Origin of the sequence: Pectobacterium zantedeschiae, assembly GCF_004137795.1 — a bacterium.
In the GTDB taxonomy this organism is placed as follows: Bacteria; Pseudomonadota; Gammaproteobacteria; order Enterobacterales; family Enterobacteriaceae; genus Pectobacterium; species Pectobacterium zantedeschiae.
Genome location: NZ_NWTM01000002.1, coordinates 115139 through 129575 on the forward strand (window position 1 = coordinate 115139; position 14437 = coordinate 129575).

At 49.5% G+C, this 14437-nt stretch carries 14 protein-coding genes, 1 tRNA gene and 3 pseudogenes; 13 read left to right on the forward strand and 5 right to left on the reverse strand.

From position 1 onward, the window contains the following. Nucleotides 1-6: 6 nt before the first annotated feature. Nucleotides 7-255, forward strand: a pseudogene (locus CLR69_RS15155) (IS30 family transposase); the annotation flags it as partial. A 65-nt stretch (nt 256-320) separates the two neighbouring features. On the opposite strand, the gene dsdX reads toward CLR69_RS15155, so the two are convergent. After that, complete coding sequence (dsdX, locus tag CLR69_RS15160) at nt 321-1658, reverse strand: D-serine transporter DsdX (RefSeq protein ID WP_129706987.1); 1338 nt, start codon at nt 1656-1658, stop codon at nt 321-323. 203 nt (nt 1659-1861) lie between these two features. Here dsdX and dsdC (CLR69_RS15165) point away from each other — a divergent pair, with 203 nt between their 5' ends. After that, nucleotides 1862-2788, forward strand: a complete 927-nt coding sequence (dsdC, locus tag CLR69_RS15165; protein WP_129706985.1) for a DNA-binding transcriptional regulator DsdC — start codon at nt 1862-1864, stop codon at nt 2786-2788. A 3-nt stretch (nt 2789-2791) separates the two neighbouring features. On the opposite strand, the pseudogene dsdC (CLR69_RS15170) reads toward dsdC (CLR69_RS15165), so the two are convergent. Continuing rightward, nucleotides 2792-3646, reverse strand: a pseudogene (gene dsdC, locus CLR69_RS15170) (DNA-binding transcriptional regulator DsdC). Nucleotides 3647-4139: 493 nt separating this feature from the next. Here dsdC (CLR69_RS15170) and CLR69_RS15175 point away from each other — a divergent pair. From CLR69_RS15175 to CLR69_RS15200, 7 genes and pseudogenes are all read left to right on the forward strand, one after another. Then, nucleotides 4140-5459: a D-serine ammonia-lyase gene (locus CLR69_RS15175; RefSeq protein WP_129712299.1), complete on the forward strand. Its 1320-nt coding sequence runs from the start codon at nt 4140-4142 to the stop codon at nt 5457-5459. 107 nt (nt 5460-5566) lie between these two features. Beyond that, nucleotides 5567-5761 carry a hypothetical protein gene (locus CLR69_RS15180; protein WP_129706981.1) on the forward strand — a complete coding sequence of 65 codons (195 nt, stop codon included), beginning with the start codon at nt 5567-5569 and terminating at the stop codon, nt 5759-5761. Nucleotides 5762-6108: 347 nt separating this feature from the next. Then, nucleotides 6109-6515: pseudogene (locus CLR69_RS23445) on the forward strand (transglycosylase domain-containing protein). Between the two features lie 142 nt (nt 6516-6657). After that, entirely contained in the window at nt 6658-6795 is a 138-nt protein-coding gene (locus CLR69_RS22915) for a hypothetical protein (protein ID WP_165345982.1), read from the forward strand. A gap of 45 nt (nt 6796-6840) precedes the next feature. Continuing rightward, the gene (locus CLR69_RS22920) at nt 6841-6996 is read left to right on the forward strand and encodes a hypothetical protein (RefSeq protein WP_165325039.1); all 156 of its coding nucleotides are present in this window, start codon (nt 6841-6843) and stop codon (nt 6994-6996) included. 705 nt (nt 6997-7701) lie between these two features. After that, nucleotides 7702-7777 (forward strand) — tRNA-Gly (locus CLR69_RS15195). A gap of 509 nt (nt 7778-8286) precedes the next feature. After that, nucleotides 8287-8835: a hypothetical protein gene (locus CLR69_RS15200; RefSeq protein ID WP_129707128.1), complete on the forward strand. Its 549-nt coding sequence runs from the start codon at nt 8287-8289 to the stop codon at nt 8833-8835. 51 nt (nt 8836-8886) lie between these two features. Here the strand turns inward: CLR69_RS15200 and CLR69_RS15205 are convergent, their stop codons facing one another. Then, a complete protein-coding gene (locus tag CLR69_RS15205; protein ID WP_129707126.1) occupies nt 8887-9522 on the reverse strand; it encodes a dimethylsulfonioproprionate lyase family protein in 636 nt (211 codons plus the stop codon). A 10-nt stretch (nt 9523-9532) separates the two neighbouring features. Beyond that, nucleotides 9533-10372, reverse strand: coding sequence for an alpha/beta fold hydrolase (locus CLR69_RS15210; RefSeq protein ID WP_129712298.1), 840 nt, complete (start codon nt 10370-10372; stop codon nt 9533-9535). A 47-nt stretch (nt 10373-10419) separates the two neighbouring features. Here CLR69_RS15210 and CLR69_RS15215 point away from each other — a divergent pair, with 47 nt between their 5' ends. Continuing rightward, nucleotides 10420-10743 (forward strand): ArsR/SmtB family transcription factor, encoded by a 324-nt coding sequence (locus tag CLR69_RS15215; protein ID WP_129707123.1) that lies wholly within the window; start codon nt 10420-10422, stop codon nt 10741-10743. 44 nt (nt 10744-10787) lie between these two features. Here the strand turns inward: CLR69_RS15215 and CLR69_RS15220 are convergent, their stop codons facing one another. Beyond that, the gene (locus CLR69_RS15220) at nt 10788-11393 is read right to left on the reverse strand and encodes a hypothetical protein (RefSeq protein ID WP_129707121.1); all 606 of its coding nucleotides are present in this window, start codon (nt 11391-11393) and stop codon (nt 10788-10790) included. Between the two features lie 409 nt (nt 11394-11802). On the opposite strand from CLR69_RS15220, the gene CLR69_RS15225 reads away from it, so the two are divergent. Genes CLR69_RS15225 through CLR69_RS15235 form a run of 3 tightly spaced genes read left to right on the forward strand, consistent with a single transcriptional unit; the run spans nt 11803 to nt 14417 of the window. Continuing rightward, on the forward strand, nt 11803-12822 hold the full coding sequence (locus CLR69_RS15225) for an ABC transporter substrate-binding protein (RefSeq protein ID WP_129712297.1): 1020 nt from the start codon (nt 11803-11805) through the stop codon (nt 12820-12822). 15 nt (nt 12823-12837) lie between these two features. Then, nucleotides 12838-13602 (forward strand): ABC transporter permease, encoded by a 765-nt coding sequence (locus tag CLR69_RS15230; RefSeq protein ID WP_039305422.1) that lies wholly within the window; start codon nt 12838-12840, stop codon nt 13600-13602. Further along, the gene (locus tag CLR69_RS15235) at nt 13599-14417 is read left to right on the forward strand and encodes an ABC transporter ATP-binding protein (RefSeq protein ID WP_129707115.1); all 819 of its coding nucleotides are present in this window, start codon (nt 13599-13601) and stop codon (nt 14415-14417) included. The genes CLR69_RS15230 and CLR69_RS15235 overlap by 4 nt, the downstream gene beginning before the upstream one ends. Nucleotides 14418-14437 lie beyond the last annotated feature (20 nt).

Genomic DNA, 14437 nt, shown 5'->3' on the forward strand with positions numbered 1-14437 from the left:
TCCCCCCAGAGATTTACTATAGCGACAGACATTCAGATTTATTTCTGCGATCCTCAATCTCCCTAGCAACGTGGCTCAAATGAAAATACGAACAGATTGCTCAGACAATATTTTCCAAAAGGAACTGACTTATCAGTTCACAGCCAGCAAAGACTTATCAGTGTTGCCAGACAGCTCAACGAAAGACCGAGAAAAACGCTAGACTATGAACCACCCGCAGAGCGGTTCAATAAGTGTGTTGCATCCATCGGTTGAACTCACAGCCATAAGCAGACATCTGGTAATTAATTTGAGAACAGCTGGGCATAAAATTCTCTACCTTAGATAACGTACGAAAGCAGAAGCGTACATCCCAGCGCTACTACTGATGCAATAAGCGTGGCCGAGGTATAGTAACGGAACGTTTCACTGAGCGTTGCGCCACAATATTGTTTAACAAGCCAGAATAATGAGTCAGTAACGATAGTGCAGCCAATCGCGCCTGATCCGATGGCTATCGCCATAATTTCAGGGCTCACGCCAGGGTACATTGGCAGCATGGGGCCCACGATGCCGGTTGCCCCCATCATGGCAACGGTTGCCGATCCTACGGCCGCGTGAAGAATCAGCGCAATTAACCAGGCCAGCACTAACGGGTGCATATGAAGGTTTGAAAGAATATCAGCAAGCGCTTGTGCAAGACCGCTCTCTTTGAGAACACCGTTAAAAGCGCCTCCTGCCCCGATGATTAACAGAATATTTGCGATTGAGCCGAAGCAGTTTTCTGTACTGGTCAGCAACGTTCCCATACTCTCGTTGCGACGCAGGCCAAGCGTGTAGTAAGCCACAAGTACAGCAATAAACAGGGCGGTGATAGGATTCCCAATGAAGGACATGATGCGCATTGCACCACCTTCAGCCGGAAGATAAATTTCGGCAAGGGTTTTAATCAGCATCAATCCGATGGGCAGCATCACCGCAAAAAGCGATGTGCTTAGCGAAGGGAGCGTGTGCTCTTCGCGCAGGACGAGGCCAGAAAATGCCTCTGGCACCGGCTTGAACGGGACTTTTTTTCCAAGAAACCTCAGGAACAGGCATCCACCGACCAGCGAGGCCGCCAGGCCGACGAGTAAACCGTAAACGATCACCGTACCGACATCTGCGCCAAGCTTGTTTGTGACGAAAAGTGCAGCAGGGTGAGGCGGAACGACACAGTGTACGGCCATCAGCGCGGTACAAAGCGGAATGGCAAGCTTAAGCAAAGATGCGTTTGTTTTGCGTGCCACCGAGAATGCCAGCGGGATCAGCAGCACCACGCCCACCTCCACAAACAGCGTTATACCGCATATCAGGCCGACCAGCACCATAATGACATCGGCTGACAGCCAGCGGCTTTTCTCAAGGGTGAGGCCAATCCGTTCTGCTGCCCCCGATATCTCCATCATTTTTCCCAGGATGGTTCCCAGCCCAATCACTGCCGCGAGAAAGCCCAGCGTTCCGCCAATACCGTTTTCGATAGCGGCTACCATATTCCGGGGATCCATTCCCGTCAGCGTGCCGACAAAGAAGCTTGCCAACAGAAGCGCAAGGAAGGGGTGCAGCCGGTATTTAACGATGGTGACCACAATAATAATTATGCTGAGCAGCAGTACGGTTACAGTCCAGAACGGGGTCATCATAATAGTTTCCTGACATGATTATTGTCCCGTCATTGGATAAAAAATGACATGCTTTGACAAACGATGAATTGTTGCTTTAACGTGAGTCATATTGCATTAAAGGCGTGATCTCTGTCATTTACTATCATAGTAAGTGCTTATAATGCGATTTTATTCATGTGTAATGCCATGATGTGGTTGCTCAAAAAAAGGAAGGTGGCGTAATGAATGGTATTGAAAAGCTGATAAGAAACCGTCCACTCACCGGCGCACAGCTTTCCCGTATGTATACGTTTGAAACCGCCGCGCGGCATGAGTCGTTTGCGCTGGCTGCAGAAGAGCTTTCGCTGAGCCCCAGCGCCATCAGTCACCAGATTAACCAACTGGAACAGGAACTGGGGATCCAGCTGTTTGCGCGCTCCCACCGCAAAGTTTCCCTGACGACAGAAGGCAGGAGAGTATTCTGGACGGTAAAAGCTTCACTGGACGCCCTCAATCGCGAGCTGCTTGATATCAAGAATCAGGAACTGTCAGGCACCCTTACTATCTACTCCCGTCCCTCGATCGCGCAGTGCTGGCTCGTCCCCGCCCTGGGGGACTTTGCACGACAATATCCCGCCATCGCGCTGAATATCCTGACCGGCAATGAGTCCGTTAATTTTCAGCAGGGGGGCATCGATCTGGCTATTTACTACGATGACATGACTCCCGGGAACCTCGCACAGCATTTTCTAATGGATGAATCCATTCTGCCGGTCTGCAGCCCCGACTATGCCCGGTGGTTTAACCTGTCTGATAATCCTGCGGCCCTTAATCTCTGCACCCTGCTGCACGACAGGCAGGCTTGGAGCTGTGATTCAGGGCACGGTGAGTGGGACAACTGGGCGGACAGCTTTGGCATAACGCTGCCGGAAGCGGCAGGCATGAGCTTTGACCGTTCAGATCTGGCCGTTATTGCAGCTATTAATCACGTTGGGCTGGCAATGGGACGTCGCCGTCTCGTACAGAACCGTCTTGATCGTGGAGAACTCGTCTCCCCGTTTGGTGCAATGACGAAAAAATGCGAGCAGCATTATTATGTCTCTACGCTTTCAAACCGCCAGTGGCCCAAGATCGAGGCATTCATTGCATGGCTTAAGTCCCGGACATAGTTTTCAGCTGTTTTGCTCTGCGTCAGCCGTTTCTTTAAGCCATCGGGTGAAGGCTTTTACTTTGGGCCACCGCCTGTCGGCGTGCGTGCTGATATAGTAGCGCTGGCTGCATTTCAACTCTAATTCCGGAAAGGGCATTATCAGTTCACCTGTGTCAAACTTATGCCTGAGCAACCGCTTGCTCGGCCTGATCGAACTGAGCCTGCGCTGAGGAAATATCGACACCATAATGCTGCGCCCAGAGTTTCCATTCGTCATCGCCTGAATCGGTGCTCCAGGCTTTCCTGTCGTGAAGCAGATGACAGGAAGCAAGGTTTTCCGGCTGCCCCGCGAGCTGCCAGTGCCGGGCATACTCCGGACTGCATACCGGAATAATGATTTCGTCCATCAGGTGCTCCTGATGAAAACGGCCGTGACTGGCATCGTCAAAGCTTACAGACAGATCCACGCCCATACCGGTGCAAATCGATATCCTCGTTCCCCGTGTAAATCACCAGATCAATAAGCGGATACGGCCGAGCCAGGACTGCGCAAATAATGGTCTACAGTAAACGGTCAGACGCCCGCTGACCCCTCATTTTTGATGCCTAGCAGATCCTTATTCAAATAGTCCAGTGATGTGCTCATCGCGGCAAAAATTCGCTCACCTTCTGCGGTCAGCTCAACTTTACGGTGCGAAGGGCTGAGCAACCTCATTCCCAGCTCTCTTTCACGCTGGTTTATCCGGTGACTGACCGCACTCGGCGTCAGGGAAAGCTCGGCTGCAGCTTCTGAGAACGACGCGCACCTGGCCGCGACTTCGAAGGTATAAAGCCTGTCCAACTGACCTCCGTTAATTTCATGCAACCGATTTCCCATTCGCAATACCTCCGCTCAGCGTTTATCTGAAAATTATACCGATAACATCATGAATAAATGGGATTATATTAGAAATTAATGATGCCCATTTTATCTGTACAAATCCGATCGGAAGCCGCGCTTTGTGTTAAATGAGTTCATGTGAAGATGAAAATCCATCGTTTGTCAGCGCACCGGGGGTGTTATGTAATTGCGCCCGGAATACAAATCGCGTATTTCAAACAAAAGGTCTGTCAGTATGGCCCTCTACTTTGTATTTCTGCTAACACTGGTGCCCGTCCTGACGCTTGCTACCGGTGTTGCCGCTTTGATTTTGCTTTATTCCCTCGCGATCAATGCAGGGCTGAAGTTTAAATCTTAAAAATGGACTGATTAACAGGGACGTTTTACAACCGCCTCCACCGCTGCCTGAAACGCTTTTCAGTCTGAATAAGGAGTGCGGGGAAAAAACGCACTGTAGCCCACGTACCCGAACCACAGTTGAGAGTGCACCATGACCGAATTCAATAAAGACATTCTTTCATTGCCTGTCGTTGCCGAGCTGCAGTCCCTGCGCGCTACATTCTGGCTGAATCCTGGAGTCAAAACGGCTGAAGAAGGCCTTAAGCGCGTTGGACTGACGATTGCTGATACTGAGGATGCCGAAGCCCGGCTGCAACGCTTCGCGCCGCTGCTTGCAAAGGCCTTTCCTGAGACGGCCGCGACTGCTGGTATCATCGAGTCTGACATGATCCGGGCACCTCACATGCAGGCTGAGCTCGAAAAGGCAGGCGCAATACAGGGTAACCTCTGGATTAAAAAAGACAGCCATCTTCCTATTTCCGGTTCGATAAAGGCGCGGGGCGGCATTTATGAAGTACTGGCCCACGCTGAAAAACTGGCTCTCGAAGCCGGCCTGCTCACCACGACGGATGATTATGCCGTACTGCTCTCTTCTGAGTTCCAGCAGTTTTTCAGCCAGCATAAGATAGCCGTCGGCTCTACGGGCAATCTCGGGCTTTCCATTGGCATCATGAGTGCCAGGCTAGGCTTGCACGTGACCGTGCATATGTCTGCAGACGCACGCCAGTGGAAAAAAGATAGACTCCGTTCGCACGGAGTGGAAGTCATGGAATACGAGCAGGATTACGGCGTTGCCGTCGAACTGGGGCGCAAGGCTGCGGAGTCCGATCCCGCCTGCTTTTTTATTGATGATGAGAATTCCCGGACGCTGTTCCTCGGCTATTCCGTGGCCGGGCTGCGACTACGCAGCCAGCTGCAGGCGAAGGGCATTACCGTGGACGCCAGTCATCCCCTGTTTGTATACCTGCCCTGTGGCGTAGGCGGAGGACCGGGCGGCGTTGCGTTCGGCCTGAAGCTTGCCTTCGGAGATCACGTGCACTGCTTTTTTGCAGAGCCCACGCACTCGCCCTGCATGTTGCTGGGCATGAGTACCGGCCTGCACGACGCCATTTCGGTACAGGACATCGGGATTGATAACAGGACTGCAGCAGATGGTCTCGCAGTCGGTCGCGCGTCCGGATTTGTCGGCCGGGCAATGGAACAGCTTATCGATGGCTGCTATACGCTGAGCGATGAGTTGATGTATGACTATCTCGCTATGCTGGACCGTACGGAAGGCCTGCGGCTCGAACCCTCGGCGCTGGCCGGTATGAGTGGACCCCAGTATGTCACGTCGAATATTTCTTATCAGAAACGCCTTGGGCTTTCCGTGACCGCTATGGCTGATGCCACCCATCTGGTCTGGGCAACTGGTGGCGGGATGGTGCCTGAGAAAGAAATGCAGCAGTACCTTGCGAAAGGAAAGCGCTGAGGACCGGCACACGCCTTACCTGTATCCGGGTTTTCATATCCGAACCAGCCCCGGCGCTACGGCTTATCGCTGCGCCAGCACTGATTATTTAACTGTTAAACGGTACGATGAAACCCGATCCCCGCAAAAAATCCCGCTCCACAAAGATTATCCCTCTGATACTCCTGTCTCTGGTACTGGCCGCTGGCGGCATAGGTTTCCTGTATGTTTTTTCACTGGCAAAACAGATTGATGAAGATATTGAGCAGCGTCTCGGTAACGGCATGTGGGATATGCCCGCTCAGGTATACAGCAAGTCATGAGTACTGAGTCAGGGCGATTCGCTTTCCCTAGATACTCTGGTGAGGATACTGAAAAGCACGCGATATCAGGAAAGCGCCTCTCCCGACGCTCCCGATGAGTACAGCCTGAAGGCGGGACGGGGTTGTGATTTACCGGCGTGAGTTTGCCTACACCGATCATGCCGCAGCGTCGGCCGCTATCGCGTCACGTTCAGGGACGGAAAAATTGCGCGATTGTTGCTGGTAGCGATCACCGCACCGAAAACACGCTCAAAATTGAACCACGACTGGTATCAATGATGTATTCGGCGGGGGGGGAGCAGCACATTTTCAGACCGCTTGTCAGCTATTCTGAGACGCTTATCAGCATGCTCATTGCAACAGAGGACCACAGCTTCTGGCAGCACCACGGGATAAATCTGACTGTGATCGCCCGCGCGTTTTTCAATAATCTTCGCGCGGGACGCACAGTTGAGGGCGGCAGCACCATCACCCAGCAGGTGGTCAAAAACCTTTTTCTTTCGCGGGACAAAACCTACAGCAGGAAGATCCGCGAAATTCTGATGCGTTTATTCTTGAGAGAAAATTCAGCAAGGACCGCATCCTTGAGCTCTATCTGAATGAGGTTCACATCGGTCAGGACGGTTCCCAGGGCATTTACGGCTTCCCTCTTGCCAGCACCTACTATTTTGGCCAGCAGGTGAACGCGCTGACGCTGGCGCAGCAGGCCATGCTGATCGGCATGGCGAAAGGCGCTTCGCTTTACAATCCCTGAAAACGCCCTTGCACGGCGTAAAGTCGTTCTGGGGGCTGCCCAAGCAGCAGCCGCCATTTATGAAAAGGCGCGTCAACTTGCTCTGAAAAGTGAACTGCGCGTACAGCAGAAAGGCACCGTTTTTATCCAGCATCCGGTATTCATGAGCCTGCTGAAGAAAGAAATACGTAACAGCAAGGAGCTGGATATGAACGGCCTTTCAGGAGCCCGCATTTTTTCAATCTTTGATCCTGTTGCGCAGGACTATGCCGAAAAGACCGTGACAGAAACCGTCCCCTAGCTCGCGAAAAAATCCGGTAATCAAGACCTGCAGGTGGCGCTGATTGTGGCTGAGAGTCAGAGCGGCAATATTTCAGCGATTGTCGGTGATCGCAACGTTGACTACAACGGATTCAACGGCGCAAAAGACTCCAACTGGCAGATAGGTTCGCTGGTGAAACCGTTTGTCTACCTCTTCGCACTTCAGATACCCGAGCTGTAGGGGCTAAACACCTGGCTCGAAGATGAGCCGGTAAAGATTGGGACAGGCAAAGGCCAGTACTGGTCCCCCGCAACTATAACCGGACCTACAGCGGCAGGGTCATGCTTGTCGATGCGCTTGCTCACTCGGTTACCCAAATGTCATAGGGCAAATCCTCCCTGAAAGTCCCTAATGTTATCACCTATTTGTCATGGGCATAACGGTCATAACCTAAATGTCATGAGTTAGATCGCCATAAGGGCATGCAGTACATTGTCTCGGTGCCGAAGCTATATACTACATGACTGCGTAACGTTTTTTAGGTGTGATTCGTCGATTGAACCAAGAACAAATAACGCGCTTAGCGTAGGATATTTCGGCTTTCCAAGCTGCCCCTGGTAGGTTGCAGCATTGTCACTTGACGGGGCTATGGCTTGGAGCCCTTATCTGAAAGGCTTTGTGAAGCCTTCTTGTCTATGTTCGGTGGATGTTGTTGTACATGTACGACGCTGTATGGAAAAAATTCAGGTTCCGACTTGCCAAGATTTAAGTTCTAGTCCATAATGCTGTCCATCCTATCTAGGGATGTCGGGAAATTCTTTCTAAAACAAAGAGATAACGGGTGGATTTCAGACTCGTTTCCCGCTCCAAATTTTATCACTGTTTGTCACCATACAAGCGGTGTGCAGTAATCAGACGTAACGCCTGTTATTGTCTGTCCGATATGCGGGAATAGCTCAGTTGGTAGAGCACGACCTTGCCAAGGTCGGGGTCGCGAGTTCGAGTCTCGTTTCCCGCTCCAATCTCTTCGTCTCTCTTTTAATTGCACCATCGTTTCCCTTACTGTGTATAAACCTGTAGCTCTTTTTCTGTTTTGCATTTTCCGTTGTGTAGAAACCAGATCGTACGCTAAATCGCATGGCGGTAGACCCATTTTCGACTTTATGAATATCCTTGTCGGCACATTCGAGCTACGCCTTGATCGTTGATATTGTAGATAAATAAATTCATTAAATGCTTAGCTTGATTATATTTATTATGATGTTTGTTTTTATTTTATTTTTGCGTTGATTTGATTTTGACGTAATATCGAAATTTGACTATGTTTATAACCAGAATGAATTTATAAAAATCACATCATGTAAAATCAAGCTGATTACGATTGCCTTTTTTCAGTGGTTTTTTTCTATTCTATTTTTTCTGGGAAATATCATTTAAATTTCATGAAGCATTCCAGTTATTTATTTAATAAATAACGGATTGTTATCATGGAGCACATGGTTTCCCTGTAGATAAAAGAGGATGGAAAAAATGAATTCAATGAATCGCTCTATTTTACACGTTGTAGCAACAGCGGCTTTGGTGATGAGTGGGTTTGCTCAGGCCGATGACATGACAAAAGCGCATACCGGAAAAGAACAAGTTGAATTAAAACATATTCATGCCGTCCTACAAAATGGAACATCTAGCCCGCAGCACGATGCAATGTGTGAGAAACAGCTGAATATGCCTGAATCCAAATATGTGGGTATGAAAGTCACAACAGAATACAACATTAATACCCAATCAATGATGATGTCAGCGAAGTCTATGTTCCCTTCACCTCACAGTACACAGCCAATGGAATTGACTGCCGATTTATCAGCATTGGGTCTATCTGATAGTTATTCATTTGGCGCATTTCGTCCGAGCGTCTTACCTGACTCTTATATTATTTTCTCTGTTGATAAACAAATGAAAAACCCTGTAAGCACTTTCATGATTATTAATAAAAATGAAACATATAATTGTGTTATTAGCAGTTCAATGCATGGGTTAAGTAAAGATGAAATGAAAAGTATTGAAATGAAGAAAAAATAATTCTTTATTTTCTTATGCCGTAAATTGCAGGCGATAACCTGCAATTTACGGCTATGTGTATAGTTCAGGTAACCATTCAGAAGGCGAACGGATATCTCCGTGCCAAATGTATAACGCGAGGACCGGCTCTTCTTGTGCCTGAGTCGCATGTGTAGCTCTACTACGGTGAAAAATTAACTCACCGGGGTGACGCGGAAAATAATCTTCATTCTCCATCGACCACAAACCAGTGCCAGCCAGAGGAAGGTAAATCTCTGTTGCGGGGTGGCAATGCGCTGGATAATGGGTTTCTGGCGCAATCAGCGTCAACCCTACCGCTAAATGAGAAGATACCCAGAGATCTTCAGGTCCGACGAATTGTGTAAAGGCGATTTTTTCGCTCAGAGACGTAAACTTGGGATGAGGGATATAATCAAAGTTCCAGCTTAATTCTGGGGCTAATAACCTGATCATTGAGCATATTTCTCTGTCTCCCGATGCTTCTCCGATTTTCAACGCTTGTTCGAGATAATCAACCGCGGGTAGATGCACAGAGGTACTCGGATGCGTGTTTTTTTCTGGTCGAGAAGGCCAGTCGTTGACGATTGAGACGACATCTTTACGTAAATGCGAAGCTACGGGTATCGAAACTAGCCGGTTATGGATCGTGAAGAGTAAGCGTTCGAGAATATGGTCACTGTTGCTCATTCATGCCGCCTTATTGTGAGGATGGTGTTCCCACCCGTTTTAGCAGCAAGGAATACATAGATTGAACGATGGCTTCGGGAGCATCCTCCTGAACAAGATGCCCTGCGTTTTTGACGATCTGCAATGGCGCATCGCCGAGTCGATGCGCCAGATGCTTACCGATCTCAAGTGGTATCCACTCATCCTGCTCGCCCCATAATATGTTCACCGGACAATCAAGTTTATTGATCAAGGGCTCAATGTCATCGGTATAGCATTGATCCATCTGGGCTATTTGCCGATAGAACGCGGCTTGCCCGACTTCTCCCTGCCACGGCGACATGTAAATGTTCAGCGCTTCTTCCGATAACGGTTGATAAGCCGCGCCCTGCAAATAAGCGCTGAGTAACGCATCGTGAGCATATTGCGGCAGACCAGTGAAGGCATCCTGATGTTTTCTGACATGCGCGACAAAGGGAGAGCCCCAAGGAGAAATAGCGACCGCATCAAACAGCGTCAGCGAGGCATAACGGAGATCTTGTAGGAAATAGCCACGTAGCGCCGTCGCACCGCCGAAATCATGGCAAAGTATATCGGGTCGCGTCAGCCTCCACTCTTTCAGGAGTGCGGCCAATAACCGGTCCTGCACGCCAAGTGAAACCTGCTGCCCGTCAGATTTATGTGATTGCCCGTAGCCCACCATGTCGTAGTAATAAACGGTCCAATGGGAAGAAAGCAGGGGGGCGATACGTCGCCATACCTGAGAAGAAAAGGGTGTGCCGTGAATCAGCACCAGCGCGGGACCTTTACCTATACATCCCCAGGCAACCGACTGATCTTCGAAAATAAAGTTATGTTTCAGTTCAAGCATGTTATCATCATATTCAATATTAGCTATGTGACTATATGATACAAAAGATGAGTGACAGATCAACCCAAGTTAAAGCATTAGCCAGTGAACCACGATTGGAAATCCTTCGGCTGCTTAAGCATCCGCAACAACATTTTAGTGGGCAGGTGTCAGCCGACCCGCAGGAATTTGGTGTGTGTATTACGCTGATCGCCGATGCGTTGCATATCGCCCAGCCGACTGCCAGCCGACATATCGATCTGTTGCGGCAGGCGGATTTCATTACGGTAAAACGTTATCAGAAATGGACGTACTGCCAGAGAAATGAAGCGGCGTTGGTGGATTACATTCAATGGCTGTCTGAAGAATTGTGTGGGAAAGTCGAAGGTTAAAGAAAAACGTCCTGCTTTTGGCACTCTGAAATCACAAGAAACGTTCAAACTGACAGGAATTTAGCAAGCCTGCAAAACGCACGAGATTTTTTCCTGAGCATTGATTTTGAGAGCGGTAATGTCGAGTCATAGGCGTGCATGGTTTTTTTAACCGCATTGGTTGAGGCCATCTGAAACTGTGTCGACTCACTAAAATCACTTTCAATAGTGACAACGGAATATTGCCCTCTTTGACTCGATTGACTGAAGCGAACGACGATCGAGTGCTCTAATATAACGGCGCCGTCTTTCTTATCATCCGAAAAATAAAAATCCAAGGTTGGCTCAATGATTCCATCCAACAAACAAACGGCCTTATAGCCTTGCAAAAGGGAAATCAGGCTTGCACCTCCCCCAACAGAGAGACCGTTCCCGGCATTTTCACCGAGGTAAAAGTAGTGTTTAAAAACAATATTCAATTTTTTATTATGGTGACCAACAACATAATCCTTCTCATAAAAATGAAAATCAGCCGGTTCGCCAACTAATTCGTACCCTTGAGAAACCAACTCTATCGGCGAAAAATCCTTAATTCCCAATATATCGGGATGCCGAATGGTCGATTCTTTTAAATACACAGCAAATAGAGTAAAGAAGGATATTTTCAACATTGTTGACTAACCACGTATTGTGCCTCTGAATGCGTATCCGCAGCATGGTGACCTTTAGGAATCATCAGGTTACCTGTTTGTATAAGGGAGTGATGATATCATCTCTATTCAGATGGCCAAATTCAGTCCGCTGATCAACATTGTTTCGCTTCTCTCTGACCTGCTCCTGCCACTCTCTGCATCACTCATAATGCATTTTTGTAACGTTTTGCCTTTTTTTGGTGCGCGTGCTCCTGCCAAAACGGCGTGTTTACGGCATTTTCACGGTGCCAGGAATCATGGCACGGCCTGTGCTTAGTCTTATATACCATCTTGTGTACAAGATGGATCGGCTCAGGCAATCGACCTGATCGGTTTTTCAGGCTGGTGATGATCAGCTGTTGTTAGCTCACCGTTGAAGGGGAACACAATGAAAAATAACAATGACAAGATCGATCGTAAACGCAGGCAGTTAATGAAGTGGTCAGCCGTTAGCGCAGGAGCACTGACGCTAAGCAGCTTGCTACCGGGCATCGCTTTAGCCGCAGAGAGTGAGGAGATCCGCATCGGTTACTGGCCGATTGTGGGCGGTTTGCCTTTATATGTAGGCGTTGAACGTGGCTTTTTCAAAGAGGCGGGATTGAATGTTCGCGCCGTGAAATTCGCCAGTCCGCAACAGATTGTCGAGGGAATGATCACAGGGCGCATACACGGCTGCGCCAACGGTACGGCTACTGGTGCATTGGGATTAGGGGAGATTACTTCCCCCGGTCTGTTCAAGATCATTTGCTCAAACCCTTCTAACCATCGGATGGTATTGGATGAATTTCTGGTGCCGCTAAACAGCGACGTAAAAAGTATCGCGGAGCTGAGGGGCAAGCGTATCGCCTGTGGGCCGGGTATTCAGAATGTGGTCATGACGAAAATCATTCTGGAGAAAAATGGCTTTACGCCGGATGAGCTACGGGTGACGGAGTTACCCGTCGGGCAACATGTGGCGGCGTTGGCCGCTGGTCAGATTGACGGTGTCTATACTCTGGAACCCACTGGGACGGTCGGGCGGCTGAAAGGACTGTCGCGTACGCTGGAAACGGGAGTGATCTCACGCTATGTGCTTGGTAACCCAGATGCGCCGTGGTTTGGTGGTGCGGCAGCGTTAAATAGCGGTTTTATCGAAAGTCGTGCTGCTGAGGCAAAGATCTTCGCGCAGGCCTATGCCAAATCGGTGCAGTTTATTCAGCAGAACCCGGAGGCCGCTCGCGAAAATATTACCGGCTACACCAGTATTGAAGCCGAGCTGAGTAAAGAGGTGCCTTTACCGGGTTTTGTCATGTACGACGAGCTAAAAGGCGACAATCTGGCGTGGTTCCAGAAGTTTTATGACGTGTTCACCGAAAGAAAAATTTTCCGGCAGCCGGTGGATGTTAGCAGCCTGATTTATCAGCCTTAAGGGAGGTTCGCGATTATGCGTGAGCATTGGACGTCTAAATTACTACCCGCTGTCGGCCCGATTCTGCTGTTTCTCTTTTGGCAATTGGCGGTCAGCGCGAAATGGTTGAACCCCATTTTATTACCTTCGCCAGTCGATACGTTGAGCTATATGTTCCAGTCCTTCGCAGATGTCAGCATGCGGACGGATATCGGTGCGACGCTATACCGTACGCTCGCCGCATTTGGCTTTGCCGCACTGATTGGCGTGCCCCTAGGCGTTATTCTGGGCAGTAATGAAAAGATTTACCGTAGCTTGGAGTTTTTGATCGATTTCTTCCGCTCTACGCCATCTTCAGCGCTGATCCCGCTATTTTTGCTGATTTTCGGGATAACCGACGCGAATAAAATTGCCATTTCAGCTTTTGCGGCCGTGTTGGTGATTCTGTTCAACAGCGCTTATGGCGTGATGAATGCCAAGAAAACCCGTCTGATGGCGGCACAGGTTATGGGGATTTCCCGCTGGCATATTTTTAAAGACATCATGCTGCTGGAAAGCCTGGCGCAAACCTTTGTCGGCCTGCGTACCGGTGTGTCGATGGCACTGGTGATCGTGATTGTCGCAGAGATGTTTATCGGTTCCGAGACGGGGCTGGGGCACCGCATCATTGATGCCCAGCAGGTGTTCAATATCCGGGATATGTACGCTTCGATCCTGATTACTGGCGCACTGGGATACCTGCTTAACGTGCTGTTTTTAGTCGCAGAAAAACGAATTGTTCACTGGAGTGGCAAAGCATGATGACATCTCGTACCGCGCAAGTAGAAAAATTGGATACCGCGTTGCCGCCTTATCCGGCACCGAACACTCATGTGACCATCCGTGGCTTGAACAAGTCGTTTGCGGGTCAGCCGCTTTATACCGACCTGAATCTGGATTTGCCGCGCGGCAAGATCGTGTCTATTTTCGGGCCGAACGGCTGCGGTAAGTCGACGCTGATGAACATGATTGCCGGGCTGATCCCCGTTGATAGCGGCGATATTCTGTTTGATGGTAAAACGCTGGCTGAAACCAGAATTGGGTATGTGTTTCAAAACTATCGTGATGCGCTTTTTCCCTGGATGAGCGCCTGGAAAAATATTGCTTACCCGCTGGTACGTAGTGGAATGCGCAAACAGGATGTTCAGACGCGCATGGACGAACTGATTGCGATGTTTGATATTCGTTTTGACCTTCAGCGCTATCCGTATGAACTGTCGGGCGGACAGCAGCAGACGGTGTGTATTATGCGGGCGTTAGCGACGGGGCCGGAGGTTATGTTTCTGGATGAACCGTTTTCGGCGCTGGATTTTGAAATGACGCTGTTCATCCGCGACAAGCTGCAAGAGGTTCAGTTGGCAACCGGCGTAACGATGGTCATCGTGTCACACGATTTGGAGGATGCCGTGTTTCTGGCGGACGAAATCCTGCTGCTGACGCGTCGGCCAACAACGGTGTCGGAGATTGTTCCTTTCGATTTAGTGCGTCCACGCGGGGCGGAGGCGATGAGCGATCCAGAGTTTATTCGCGTCAAGGCGCACACGCTGGAAGTATTCAAACGCGAAATGGCCGCATAGGGAACACCAATCTGGCTTTC

Coding starts and splice junctions, on each gene's coding strand:
- dsdX (WP_129706987.1), bottom strand. CDS start 1,658: ATGATGACCCCGTTCTGGACTGTAACCGTACTGCTGCTCAGCATAATT.
- dsdC (WP_129706985.1), top strand. CDS start 1,862: ATGAATGGTATTGAAAAGCTGATAAGAAACCGTCCACTCACCGGCGCA.
- CLR69_RS15175 (WP_129712299.1), top strand. CDS start 4,140: ATGACCGAATTCAATAAAGACATTCTTTCATTGCCTGTCGTTGCCGAG.
- CLR69_RS15180 (WP_129706981.1), top strand. CDS start 5,567: ATGAAACCCGATCCCCGCAAAAAATCCCGCTCCACAAAGATTATCCCT.
- CLR69_RS22915 (WP_165345982.1), top strand. CDS start 6,658: ATGAGCCTGCTGAAGAAAGAAATACGTAACAGCAAGGAGCTGGATATG.
- CLR69_RS15200 (WP_129707128.1), top strand. CDS start 8,287: ATGAATTCAATGAATCGCTCTATTTTACACGTTGTAGCAACAGCGGCT.
- CLR69_RS15205 (WP_129707126.1), bottom strand. CDS start 9,522: ATGAGCAACAGTGACCATATTCTCGAACGCTTACTCTTCACGATCCAT.
- CLR69_RS15210 (WP_129712298.1), bottom strand. CDS start 10,372: ATGCTTGAACTGAAACATAACTTTATTTTCGAAGATCAGTCGGTTGCC.
- CLR69_RS15215 (WP_129707123.1), top strand. CDS start 10,420: ATGAGTGACAGATCAACCCAAGTTAAAGCATTAGCCAGTGAACCACGA.
- CLR69_RS15220 (WP_129707121.1), bottom strand. CDS start 11,393: ATGTTGAAAATATCCTTCTTTACTCTATTTGCTGTGTATTTAAAAGAA.
- CLR69_RS15225 (WP_129712297.1), top strand. CDS start 11,803: ATGAAAAATAACAATGACAAGATCGATCGTAAACGCAGGCAGTTAATG.
- CLR69_RS15230 (WP_039305422.1), top strand. CDS start 12,838: ATGCGTGAGCATTGGACGTCTAAATTACTACCCGCTGTCGGCCCGATT.
- CLR69_RS15235 (WP_129707115.1), top strand. CDS start 13,599: ATGATGACATCTCGTACCGCGCAAGTAGAAAAATTGGATACCGCGTTG.